This is a genomic window from Rhodohalobacter sp. SW132, from assembly GCF_003390325.1.
GTDB lineage: Bacteria > Bacteroidota > Rhodothermia > Balneolales > Balneolaceae > SW132.
The window spans coordinates 20,467-33,497 of the sequence record NZ_QUOK01000013.1 but is presented as its reverse complement, the minus strand read 5'-3'; the positions used below and the strand labels follow the sequence as shown (position 1 = coordinate 33,497).

Genomic DNA, 13,031 nt, shown 5'->3' with positions numbered 1-13,031 from the left:
GATCGTATATTTAAGTACGCAATGTTACAATGCCAGCAAATGAACCGCAACCACTATTCAGGTATCAATAAAATGGAAAAAAGCGTGCAGCCCAAATCGATTGATGTCAGTAATTCGGACCAGGAATTATCGATTACCTGGGCAGATGGCCATGTGAGTCAGTTTTCACTTTTTGGCCTCAGAAAAAACTGTCCCTGCGTGGAGTGCCGGGGCGGCCATGAGATGATGGGCCGTTTTGAGCCGGAGCTTTTCCGGGTTGAGCCCACGCGAACATATTCCGTTCAAGGTGCAGAAACGGTGGGGAATCATGCGCTGAAAATCAGCTGGGACGACGGACACAACTCCGGCATGTATCGATGGAAGCTTCTGAGACAGATGGATGAAGCCGTTCAAAAGCTGGATCAAAATTAATTTGTGAGTTATTCTCACAGCTCAATCACCTTCTTTCTCAGCAATCCAACAAAGCCCGATACCGCTGTTGCAATACCAACGATCAGCATCCCCCGAATTTCGTTGTCGGGGGTGATGGTAAACAGCGGGTTGTAAGAGCTGCTGAGGATTTTATACTCCTGCACACCCGCAAAAATCAGAGAGAACCCAAACAGAAGAAAAAAGAGTGAAACTATTTTTTTTTGACTCATCCGTGGTGTCTGTAAAAGAAGATATATATTATCCTGAACCTGCTATCAAAAACACACTTTAATAAACTGATCGTTCGCGATAGCTGCAACGTTGTTTTTACGCATTATATATAAAAATTCAAATCACTAAAGAGGACAGGTATGAACAGAGTATTGAGTTTGGCACTGGGTGCCGCATGGATGTTTACAGCCGGAGCGGCACTCGCTATAGCACAGCCAACCCCCGGGCAGCTGGCAGACAGGATGTATGATGCAAACCAGCAGTGGCTTGCCAACATTGAGACGTTGGAGATTACGTTAAAAATGGAAGCGGGCGGATTTGAACACGAAACGGTTACCCGGTATGTGAAAAGAGTCGAAAATGGATCGGCGATGCTGGTGCTTGAAGAAGGATCCGATGCCGATTCCGAGATGTTTGAGGGAATTTATGATGGATCGATTGAGGATGTTATCCGCATTGCAGATTCCGTGACGAATGATAGAATGGATGGCCGGAATACATACAGAGTGGTGATTACAGATCAGGAGTTTTTGAATTCACTCGGAGAAGATGAATTTGATGATGAAGGGATGGAGCTCGAAATAGAAAAAGGGACACTCTGGATTGATCGCGATGAACTCTACGTGCTAAAAATGCTGTACGAACAGAAAGAAGATGGCAGCGGCATGAAAGTTGAAATGGCTATGGAGGATTATAATATCTACTCCGGGCTGCCGGTTGCCCATCGGATGACGATGAAAATTGAAGGAATGGATCAGATGATGAGTGACGAAGATTTAGCTGAAGCGAGGCAGGCGATGCGCGAGTTTGAGGAGCAAATGGAGTCGATGCCGGAGGCTCAGCGGAACATGATCCGGGAGCAGATGTCAGGGCAGATGGAGCAGTTTGAACAGATGCTGGAATCGGGTATGGCGAGCTCAACCATCATGGAAGTGGTTGATGTGAAGGTGAACCGGTAGTTGACCGGAGCGGTTCGTGTCTAAATAAAAAAAGGCTGGAATGAATGAACATTCCAGCCTTTTCTTTTCAATCAATACCCGGTTTTACATCGGGTTCAGATTCTCAGGTTTCTTCACTATTGTCCCTGAAACCAAACGGGTGTGTTGATATTGACATCCGGAATATTATCCCGGTTATTATCGATTTCATTCTGTGGATAAGGGAATCTATTCGGTATTTGTCCAGCAGGATTAGTGAGTTCCGGGTATCCGGTTCTTCGGAAATCAGTATACGCCTCAAGTGCCTGAAACGGGAAGAGTGAGATCCACTTCTGGGTCATGATGTGATCCAGCTCGAGATCCCCCGGGTTTGCCGGTAGTACATCTTCCTGGGCGAGAAAGGCGTCAACTTCAGCTTCTTCAATACCGTGTGAGGCCATAGATGTTCGGATCGCCTCTTCATAGGCAGTATGTGCATCAGCCTCATTACCAAGCCGGAGGTGTGCTTCCGCTTCCACAAAGAGCAGTTCACTGTAGGTCATGAGCTGCTGCGGAGCTGTTGCCGAGACAATCTCGTCTGAGAGCCCGGAGTAAATAGAGCTGGCAAATTGATCCTGCTCAGCTGTCGCATTGGGTGCCGGCACGATTTCGCCATCTCTTTCAACAGCAAACACGCTTAACCTTGGATCATCCACAGGGTCCATGGCATCAAACATAGACTCACTGAATGCGTGGTGGCCACGGTCTGCGGCTTCCTGGAACCATGGGTGTTGCTCCGTAGATCCTGTTCCGAATCTGGTAAATGTCAGATCTTCGTCGGACGATTGAAATCCGTTTTCAGCTGCTGTAAGCACTCGCTCTGCAGAACCTGCGGGATCAACATTACTCCACCGATTATGAATCTTGGCTTCCAAAGAGTAGGCTGCCGTAATCCATGAAGCCGCATCTCCGCCATAGATCAGGTCGTTGGAACCGGCCGTTCCAACCGTTTCTGCCATCAAGGCATCCCGCCCCTCCTGGAGGAGCTGAAGCGCTTGTTCGTACACTTCCTGCTGGCTATCGTACGTTGGTGTCAGGTTTTCTTCTCCCTGGTTACTTTCGCTGAAAGGAATATCTCCCCACATATCAGTAGCGTATGTTGCGGCGTACGCCTTCACTATTTTAGCAATTCCAACGTAATTATTGTTTCCTTCCTCTTCACCCTGCTCAATAATGATATTGAGATTTTGAAAGATAGTAGGATAGAGGTTGTTCCAGTTATTGTTTACCAGTGCGGCATCCAGATCATTCAGGCGGTCATAATCTCGGAGTTGTGCATGAACGCCTGCTGTATGCTGAACCCAGACAGAGGAAATCCAGGATGGATCTGTTCCTGATAGGTTCACAACCGTGCTCATCATAGCCGTTGGTAATAAGGTGCTATTGGGAGCTTGCGTTGGATTATTCGGGTCTTCGTTATAATCCAGCATCGTGTCGTCGCAGCCTGCAAATAGCAAGCTGACCACAGCTATTATGGATATATATTTAATGAATTTCATAATCAATATGATTTAAATAAATGGTTTAAATTGAGACTCTTACGCCGAAGATCAGGCTTCTGCTTCCAGGCAGGTTCACATACTCAAGGCCCTGGAAGTTAGAGTCGCCGCCAAGATTGGTTTCAGGATCAAAACTTGGATAGTCGGTAAACAGCAAGAGATTTCTTCCTGTGAAGTAGAATTCTGCTGAATTGACCGGCATCCAGTCTGCCTGGTCGCTTGTCAGATTGTACGATACCGTGATCTGTCGGAGGCGGATGAATGACGTATCATATACATTAGACTCTGTAATGAGATCTTCATGCAGCCAATACTCCTGGCCTTTCAAAATCTCAATATCGTTGGGGCCTTCCACCACAAGATCGCCATCGTCGTTTATGAAACCTTTAGATCCGCTTGGAACGGTTGGTGTTTCACGATCTTCTGTTACTGCATCCATGCCATATAGCTTCTGCAACCGTGTATTTCCGGCATACATTTTTCCGCCCTGGCGGATGTCGAGCATGACTGAGAGCCCGATATTTCGGTAATTAAACCTGTTTGTGAGGCTTCCTGTCCAGTCAGGGCTTACATCACCAACCGATCCTAAATCGGAATCGATAAGTGCAAATCCGTAATTGGCGCTCTCTTCATCACTGTTATAAACAATGTTGCCATCATCATCACGGACATAGGATGAGCCGAATATAATCGGATAGGACTGACCTTCGATAGCACGGATATTCGGATCAACAAATCCACCCAGTGTAATATTTGTAACCCCGGGAGCGAGCTCGAGAACTTCAGATTTATTACGGGCAAAGTTAGCTGTAACGTCCCAGTTAAACGCCTGAGTCTGGATTGGATTTACATTCAGCATCACTTCATGACCGCGATTCTGCATGTTACCTGCATTTCTCAACTCGGTTGTGTACCCGGAACTTGCTGCGGTTGGAACAGCGAATATCTGATCTGTGGCATCTTCATTATACCACGTGTACTCAAGATTTACGCGCTCATCAAAGAACGAGAGCTCCGTTCCCAGTTCAATGGACGTACTGTTTTGAGGCTGAAGATTTGCGCCGGGAATCTGGTTACTAAGCCCCAGACCGGTCACTCCCTGGAATGGAAAGGTGATCCCGTCGGAAAGAAATCCGCTGCCCGCATTAAATGTGCCGTAGGATGCGGAGGTACCGTAAATCGGTGCTGCCTGTCCAACCTGTGCCCAGGAAGCTTTCAGGCTACCGTATGATAAAATAGTATCATCAAGGTCAAGAACTTCTGTAAAGACAAGTGTACCACCTACAGATGGGTAGAAAAATGAATTGTTATCCACCGGCAGGGTTGAGGCCCAGTCATTACGGGCAGATAAATTTAAGAACGCCCAGTTCTGATAATTTAGCTCAACATCTCCGTAGAGACCAACTATCAAGCTTCTTAAGCTTGTCTCAGAAGCATTTACTGAGGCAGCATTGGATAGATTTCTAAAACCACCGATGCTTAAACCACTTCCGGTAATTTGAGTGGTTTTTTGCTCGAAGTGATTAATCTCGTTACCAATAAGTGCGCGAATACGCAGATCCGGGTTGAGCTGCCTTGTGGCTTCCACATTAAGGTATGATGTGACTTCAGACCGGTATCGGTCGAATTCAAAAATCTGGCCTGCACCACCGGTTGCACCAGAACCGAGATCAAGAACCTGTTTTCTTCGATTATCAAAATAATCGGCACCCAGACGGTAGTTGATATTCAGCCAGTCAACCGGGTCGTAATTAAAAAATACATTACCGAATATCCGGTCGGTGTCATCCGTATTTTCGTTGTTTTCCAGAGACCATCGCGGGTTATCCATAGCGCCTCTGTAATTGATTTGCGAGTAGGGATCATCCTCTTCGGCAAAAGGTGTGTTCCACAGATCAAAGGATCGCGGAGCCCAGTACAATGTAAACAGCGGATTTGAAAGGTCACTTCCTTGTCGGATCTGATCCACAGAGGTATTAGAGTAGTTCATCCGGCCGCCAATTCTGAACTGATCAGACATCACATATTCACCACCCAAACGGAAGGTAGCTCTCTGCATCCCGGTTGTTGGTATCATTCCTTCCTGATCCACAAAGCTTAAACCAATATTATAGTTGCCATTTGGGTTTGCACCGCGCAGACTAATGCTGTTATCGGTTGTAATCCCGGTTTGAAAGAAAGGGGATACGTTATCGATGGCTTCGGATGGAGCCTGTACCATTTCACCTCTCGGATCTTCAATCATATCCGGGAGATCAGAAATTCTGGGTCCCCAGGAGAATGAACCAAAACTTTGATAGTTACCGCCGGAACCCTGTGCGTAAGTGCTTTGGAGATCCGGAGTTCTGGAGACCATATCAAATCCAACGCTGGATGAAAAGTCTACGGAAACCTGGCTTTCTTCCGCAGTTCCGCCGCCCCTGGTAGTGATAATTATAGCTCCGTTTGAAGCTCTCGTACCGTAGAGTACAGCTGCAGAGGAGCCTTTCAATACATTAATAGACTCAATGTCGTTAGGATTTATATCCATAATTCTGTTGGGGGCATCCACACCGGATACGTTACCTCCATCCACTGCTCCTGATGAAACAGGAATTCCGTCAATAACAAAAAGCGGGGCATTATTCCCGTCAAATGAATTTGCTCCACGGATACGAATCGCAGAAGACGCTCCGGGTACTCCGCTGCCGGGGGTAACTTCAAGTCCGGCAACTCTTCCCTGCAGGCTGGATATTACATCCCGGCCTCCGCTTTCCCTGATATCTTCCGCTCCAACACTCTGGATGGTATACGAAAGAGATCTTCGGTCTCTTTCTCGTCCAAGTGCTGTCACAACAACATCATCGAGAAGCTGCAGATCCTCACTTAACTGAACATTAATTTCACTTCTACCGTCGACGTCTTCAGTTACGGTTTGAAAACCCACAAATGAAAATTCGAGTGTATTTCGATCTTCAGGAACATTGATCTGGTACTGTCCATCGATATTTGTGGTCGCTCCGATAGTGGTTCCCACTACCATGACTGTTACTCCTATTAAAGGCTCCTCAGTTTCAGCATCGGTCACAACACCCGTAACGGTCTGTTGTGCAGCAGCTGAAAATGCAAAAGCCATACTGATGAGAATAAGTATCGCCCTTTTAAGCATAGTTGAATGATTTAATTGTTGAATGATTTTTATAAAAGAAAAAACGGATAAATCCATATCCGTAAACATATCTAAAATCTACTGATTACCGCATGTATTCGAAAGGATAGTTGAACGATACGGTATACTATTACCTGACTGGTATTCAGAACTGTAAATTGAAATTAAAAGTGGGTATGCACTCCCCTCTGATAAGCCGATATTGTACAATAATATTGCAATTTAATTTATTTTACATTCGGCTCGCTGAATACTTTAAGAGAATATATTTGGACTAAATATACTTTCATTTAACGGATTCATTGCTTTATTCAATTGTGAATGTTTTCGAATACTTTTATTAAATGAAATTGACTTTTTTTTTAAGCTTCGAATGATCAACTATTGATTTACTAATTTTTAATTTATTTATGGTGAATACCTGTCCCGATATTGTTTTGCCCAAGATGAACCGATTGAGTTTTTTTAAAATATAAACCACTAAAACACACATATTTAAACTTTTAGTATCAGGGTGCTGTTTCAGCATACAATTCATCGTTGTAAAAGACTGAAACTATGGCTGAAAAGTACTGCAGAAAGTCGTGATTAGGTATATATTTAAAATTGATTGTCTAATATAATTAAAAATTCATTTTTTGATTTTTTCTTACAGCTCTGTCAGCAAGTCAAAACATTAGCAAACAAAAGTAAAAAAAGGTAAATGAAGATTGAAGACTTGTTCCGGGAGAGTTTCTTATTGCTTATTTAGCTGCAAATGCAATCGAATTTAAATTGCACCCGTGTTTTTTGTGCGGACTCAAGATTGAAGCATTGACTCTCAAAAATGGAAGGGGTATCCGGTTTAAATTTGTAAAAATTTTTCCGAAATCACTGATTTTTGCGCTTAAAATTTCTCAAAAAAGCATTCGATTAGGCACTTTGCGTGGATGCTTTACAGGGAGCAGCTCATGTTTAATATCCGACTGAAATGTAATATCTGTTGTCACTGAATAACAGACAGGAAATGACATTCAGAGCTGAGCATCGCAGCATTGAGGATGATTTTTTTATCGTCCTGTTTGAGCAGCTGAAGATTAACTCACTAATTTCTTTTTACTTTTGAATGTGAAAACACTTCTGCATATTTGCATTCACATATTCGAACTTAACATTTGAGTTAATATGATTTAAAAATGAAGCTCATAAATTGCACGATTTCAATGCGATTGGTGTTACAATTCTGAACATTCTGTTTTGCTCAATTAAATTTTAACCAAACCCAAGCTTATGAATATTACATTTAACCGATTATCTATCGCGTTAATAACGCTGTTGGTATTCTTTTTCGCTGCATGCAGCCCTGATAGCGAAATGCAATCTGATGCCTACAATTCCAATGGTGAAAATGATGAATTTGAAACACGCACACTTGGCTCTCAATACGTGGAGATGGAGCTTGACCGTATTGCAGGCCCCTTTGAACATCCATGGTCTGTTGCATTTCTGTCTGATGACCGAATGCTCGTCACTGAACGTCCCGGCCGGTTGGTGATCGTGGAAAACGGAGAGTTAACGACCGTTGAGGGAACTCCGGAAGTCCACGCCTCAGGGCAGGGTGGAATGATGGACGTTTTACCCCATCCGGATTATGAAGAAAATGGCTGGATCTATCTGACCTATTCCAAATCGAATGGAAGCGATGAAACAGCTACCACTCTTGTCCGCGGTCGTTTGGATGAAAACAATTCATTCGTAGACATGGAAGAGATATTTGTTCAAAACCGGTACTCTTCTCCGGGCAGACACTACGGTTCAAGACTGGTCTGGCACAACGACGGTACGTTGCTGATGAGTGTCGGTGACCGGGGTGCAGATCCGCCAAGAGCACAAGCCACTGACGATCATGCGGGAACCCTGCTGCGGCTGAATGACGACGGATCGGTTCCGGATGACAATCCTTTCGTTAATGATCCCGATGTAGCTAATGAAATCTACACTTACGGCCACAGAAATATTCAGGGGCTGATCGTCAATCAAGAAACAGATGAAATCTGGTCTACAGAACATGGCCCGCGCGGGGGCGATGAGCTCAACTACCATCAAGCCGGTGAAAATTACGGATGGCCCGTCGTAACGCTCGGCCGCGATTATGGATCAGAAGGCCCGTTCCCGGACGCTGAAGCACGTACCATGGAGGGAATGGTAGATCCCGTGTATGAGTTTCTGCCAACTCACGCACCATCTGGTCTTGCGCTGGTTACATCCGATCAATTTCCGGCATGGGAAGGTAATCTTTTAGCCGGTGGTCTCAGAAGTGAGCGAATTCGTCGTCTTGTTTTGTACGAGAATGAAGTGATTCACGATGAAGAACTGCTGCTTGGTGAAGTAGGTCGAATACGGGATGTCCGCCAGGGACCTGATGGCAACATCTACGTTGTTACAGACAGTGATGAAGGATATCTCTACAGAGTTTCTGCTGCTGAATAAACAATTGAAGCATATACTCAGTACTAAGGCTCTTCGACACCGGAGAGCCTTTTTATTTTTAATATCATTGATAGGTCAGGGACCATTTATTTAGATATTATCCTTTCTTTTGACAGGTATTGATATATTCAATTTTAAATAAATACTCTGATGAATACATATATTTTTTTATAAATACATATCGTTAACTTGAGTAGTTTACGATTGTACAGGTGCGGCTTGGCAGATGAATAATAAAATAATAGCCGAACTCCTGAAACGCCATCAAAAAAAGTGGAGAATAAATAGTGAGAGAAGAGAAAAAAAATACATTCAGCAAATCACAGAAACGGTGGGGGATTGCGATTATCTCACTATTGGTCGTTCTGGTAGCAGCCACCACCTGGGTTGCATTTTATGCAGAACCGATGCTGAAAGAGCGAGTGGAAGAAGAAGCGGATCAATTTCTTGGATCAGATATCGATATTTTAATCGGGGATTTATCTATCGGGTACTTCCCGCTGTCGGTTACGCTCAGCGATATCGAAATTATTCCACTGCAGAGAACAGGGGAAGATGCCGAAAATCTGCGCTCTAACATCGAGAGGGTGCGTGTCACCGGAATTCCGGTTGGTGCACTCCTGGGCAGTGACGATATTTCACTACGCTCACTGGTGATTTCCGGTGCTGACCTCCATATTGTGCCGGATAAAATGGCGGGTCTTTTTGGCGATACGAATGATGATGCAGATGAGGACCTGAAAATCAGATCGATTACAATCGAAAATACCAACATTAATATTTACCGCGGAGGAGAAAGTGAAGCGCACACAACCGTTGACAGTTTGAACCTGCAGCTCTCCTCACTCGATCTCTCGGCTGAAACTCACCAACTGAACCAGTTAATTGGAAGTGCAGAGATCAGCGCCCGTAAAATCGTGCACCGGCTTTCGGATGGCCATTACCGTGTGGAGGCAGAAAACCCGCATTTTGATCTGAATCCGGGCAATTTCACAGTAAACAGCTTCGCAGTAATTCCCGAATATTCTCCACATGAACTCCCGGAACGGCTGGGACACGAAACCGATCATTTTGACATTCGTGCCGACAACATTCAGCTTCGCGGTTTCCGGGCAGCTGAATGGCTGGACAGTAACGAGCTGATCGCAGACGTTTTAGATGTTGAAAACCTTATCCTGGATATTTCCCGCGATAAAAATTTCCCCGATAAACCGCGTACTGTAGATCCGCTGCTGAACGTACAGTTTGCAGATTTTCCGTTTGCCGTGTCTCTGGACTCAATTAACTGGAAAGGGGGGATGATTCTTTACCGGGAGATGGAGGAAGGTCAGGATTCGTTTGGCGAAATACGATTTGAAGACGTGGATATTGAGTTTGCCGGGATTCAGAACAGAAACCCGGAACAAACCATACAGGCATCTGCCAGATCCGAATTCCTGGGTATATCAACATTAACGGTAGATTTTGAGTTTTTTCTTGCAAACAACGGCAGACAGAATATCAGGGGAAAACTTGAGCAGATTGATCTGAAAGAGTTAAACCCGGTACTGGAACCCCTGGCATTTGTCCGGATCGACGACGGGCAGCTCAGTTCGCTTGAGTTTGAATTTACGGCAGATGACGAGAAATCCACAGGGGAGATCGAGGCGATATATCAGGACTTATCCATTAAGATACTCGATGAAGAGACACTTGAAGAGTCGACCAGTGACAATATTATGAGTTTTGTGGCCAACCTTGTCGCAATCCGCTCATCAAACGATGGAGATGAACCCCGAATCGGGGAAATAGACTTTGACCGGGAAGAAGATCGCTCGATGTTCAATTATTGGTGGAAATCTTTAAGAGATGGCATAAAATCAACAGTTCAAAGATTTTGAGAAGGTACTCTTAACACGTTAGATTATATCATACCGGTAGCGGTCTTCACAACCTCCGGCGTGATGAAATTTTGATCACGGATCAATAGTAGTACTTTCGGGTTAATACTACCCATCGTAACCTGTAAAATATGCTGACGTTATTAAATGAATTGAATTGAATCTATATGACCGAACGTGCCAACCGGAATCTATTCAATAGATTATGATCTACATCTTACTTATTTCACTCGGCGGAATTGCATTTACACTTTACAAAACACGGACCCGCATTAAAGATGAAGGTCCATTTGATGAAGAAACTGAGGCTCATCACCCTGTAGCGCATATCAAGAGTGAATTATTTCTGGAAGTACCGATTGAGAGAATTGTTATGGCCGGTTTTGTAATTCACTTTTTAAGCTATGCTGGTTTGATGGTCACAGGTGCAACATTGCCCGGCCTGGAGCTTGCTTTGCTGATCCTCTCAGCAACAGTGATGCTTCTGCTGCTATTTAAGCAGATTCTTGTAGCAGGCATTTCCAATAACTTCCGGTGGCGGGTTCTTGCTCTGCTCATAATCTCCGCTATCCTAACCATATTGATATGGAATCGACCCGGTATAACAGATCCTGGTCTTCTCGAAAATGCGCAAATCTATACATTAACGGTTCATCTGCTTGGCCTGGTTCTGGGCCTTGGCGGCGCCATAATTCTGGACCTGATGATTTTTCATTTTTTAAACAATCTGAAAATATCATCCCGTGAAGCCGTAATTATGCACCTGATATCACAGATGATCATCCTCGGGCTGATCTTACTCATCGTGAGCGGAGTGGCTCTGATTCTCACAGATCCGGAAACCTATCTCGAAAATCCGCGATTCCTTATGAAAATGACTGCGGTATTCATCGTGACATTAAATGGCGTGCTGCTCAACCTATTTGTGGTGCCAAAAATGGAACAGATTTCATTTCGGGAAGAAAAGCATCAGCAGAATACCGGCCTCATACGGGCTGCATTTATAGCCGGAGCAGTATCCATGACCTCCTGGTTTACTGTGTTTATTCTCGCGATGATTACACCGCTGGAAAATTTCAGCTATGCCATACTGCTGACAGGGTACATCGTGCTTATTCTTTTCACCATTGCGGGCGGGTTGATCACCAAAAAAATCTACGAAAGAAAAGATGTGAGCGAAGCGTAATACGGTAAGTTTTAATCGATATGTATTGTACCCGAATGGGGGGTTCATCATTAGTTAAACAAAAATGAAATCCCTGTTCCTACGTAGTGGGGGATTTCATTGCTGAACCCAATTCCGCCATAAAAATCGATCTGTATATTTGGAACAGGGTAGTAGAGCAATCCCAGTTCTGTAGCGTGATAAAGCTCATTTTCAGTTCCTGAGTAGATCGTGTAGTATTCAACAAAGCTGTTAAATCGGCCGGATAATTCAAACTCAAGGCCCGCAGCGAAAGCTGGAAGCCATTCTCTCTCTGTGCCATCCGTCTCCGATTCGATCTGAATACCGCCGAAATGTTCAATCCCGTCACTCAATTCTGTTTCCCACATCAGGCCAAGGAGGGGATCAACAACGAATGATTCACCGTTTTTGCTACCTGAAATGCCCCCTATAAGTGTGAACTCATAAAAGTCTGACTGTTTTAACCTGAATTTCGCACCAAATAAAGGAAGTTCGGAATCAGACTCATTCGCAGAATGGTTCAATTCCACACCATCCCACTCCAGAAAAAGTTCAGATTTAGCCGAAAGACCCGTACGCACCGTTAGTGCCGGAATGTTACTTGTTCTGAGATCAGGTGAATTTCTGAATGAGAATTGATACCCCGATTCGACATAAAATTGCCCCACAGGAACCGTAAAAGTGCCTGTAGAATATCCCGGTCTGTCGGGCACAATCCCTTCCGATTGAGCAGATGCCATTTGCACATGAATGGTGCAGATAAATACCAATAATGTCGTTAGAGAAAGCAGTTTTTTCATTATTTCTAAATATTAACGAGGACAGAATAAACCATTGTGAACTCTCTTGGTAAGTAAATTTTGGTATGTTGGTATTGACTGCTTAAATCACGGCTGAGAGCTAAATATTACTAAACCATCTTATCGTCAGTACAACGAAATTTCTAAAGATTTTTTCGTTTGAATATTGAATGTTTTATAATCTCGGTCCTTTGATCTGCGCAAAGTAATCGATGAAGAGACCTATTTGCAGCAGGTATTTTTTTGGGTAAAATTAGAATAGAAAGGCGATAAAAAGTGAAGATTCAGGAGATACTTCAGGTAAGGCTAAAGAGAAACATTTTGTAAATATTGTATTAAAGGGTAGGATTTGTCTTAGGACAGTTCCTTCCATTTACAAAATTGCAAGAGACATCAAACGATGATTTATACTATAAACTTATTGCAGATT

9 protein-coding genes are annotated in these 13,031 nt (G+C 44.0%); 5 read left to right on the top strand and 4 right to left on the bottom strand.

Annotated features, from left to right (window positions below; translation table 11 throughout):
• Positions 1 to 39: 39 nt before the first annotated feature.
• Positions 40 to 411 carry a DUF971 domain-containing protein gene (locus tag DYD21_RS18765; protein WP_233505585.1) on the top strand — a complete coding sequence of 124 codons (372 nt, stop codon included), beginning with the start codon at positions 40 to 42 and terminating at the stop codon, positions 409 to 411.
• A gap of 14 nt (positions 412 to 425) precedes the next feature.
• Here the strand turns inward: DYD21_RS18765 and DYD21_RS18760 are convergent, their stop codons facing one another.
• Positions 426 to 641 (bottom strand): DUF3185 family protein, encoded by a 216-nt coding sequence (locus DYD21_RS18760; RefSeq protein WP_116038552.1) that lies wholly within the window; start codon positions 639 to 641, stop codon positions 426 to 428.
• 141 nt (positions 642 to 782) lie between these two features.
• Between DYD21_RS18760 and DYD21_RS18755 the strand changes: the two genes are divergently transcribed.
• Entirely contained in the window at positions 783 to 1,601 is an 819-nt protein-coding gene (locus tag DYD21_RS18755; protein ID WP_116038551.1) for a hypothetical protein, read from the top strand.
• 116 nt (positions 1,602 to 1,717) lie between these two features.
• Here the strand turns inward: DYD21_RS18755 and DYD21_RS18750 are convergent, their stop codons facing one another.
• Complete coding sequence (locus DYD21_RS18750) at positions 1,718 to 3,118, bottom strand: SusD/RagB family nutrient-binding outer membrane lipoprotein (protein ID WP_116038550.1); 1,401 nt, start codon at positions 3,116 to 3,118, stop codon at positions 1,718 to 1,720.
• Positions 3,119 to 3,143: 25 nt separating this feature from the next.
• Positions 3,144 to 6,266: a SusC/RagA family TonB-linked outer membrane protein gene (locus tag DYD21_RS18745; RefSeq protein ID WP_158607373.1), complete on the bottom strand. Its 3,123-nt coding sequence runs from the start codon at positions 6,264 to 6,266 to the stop codon at positions 3,144 to 3,146.
• Positions 6,267 to 7,535: 1,269 nt separating this feature from the next.
• On the opposite strand from DYD21_RS18745, the gene DYD21_RS18735 reads away from it, so the two are divergent.
• From DYD21_RS18735 to DYD21_RS18725, 3 genes are all read left to right on the top strand, one after another.
• Positions 7,536 to 8,735 carry a PQQ-dependent sugar dehydrogenase gene (locus tag DYD21_RS18735; protein ID WP_199535607.1) on the top strand — a complete coding sequence of 400 codons (1,200 nt, stop codon included), beginning with the start codon at positions 7,536 to 7,538 and terminating at the stop codon, positions 8,733 to 8,735.
• A gap of 287 nt (positions 8,736 to 9,022) precedes the next feature.
• Positions 9,023 to 10,615: a DUF748 domain-containing protein gene (locus DYD21_RS18730; RefSeq protein WP_116038547.1), complete on the top strand. Its 1,593-nt coding sequence runs from the start codon at positions 9,023 to 9,025 to the stop codon at positions 10,613 to 10,615.
• Between the two features lie 205 nt (positions 10,616 to 10,820).
• Positions 10,821 to 11,801: a hypothetical protein gene (locus DYD21_RS18725; protein ID WP_116038546.1), complete on the top strand. Its 981-nt coding sequence runs from the start codon at positions 10,821 to 10,823 to the stop codon at positions 11,799 to 11,801.
• A 50-nt stretch (positions 11,802 to 11,851) separates the two neighbouring features.
• On the opposite strand, the gene DYD21_RS18720 is transcribed toward DYD21_RS18725, so the two are convergent.
• Positions 11,852 to 12,601 (bottom strand): hypothetical protein, encoded by a 750-nt coding sequence (locus tag DYD21_RS18720; RefSeq protein ID WP_116038545.1) that lies wholly within the window; start codon positions 12,599 to 12,601, stop codon positions 11,852 to 11,854.
• Positions 12,602 to 13,031 lie beyond the last annotated feature (430 nt).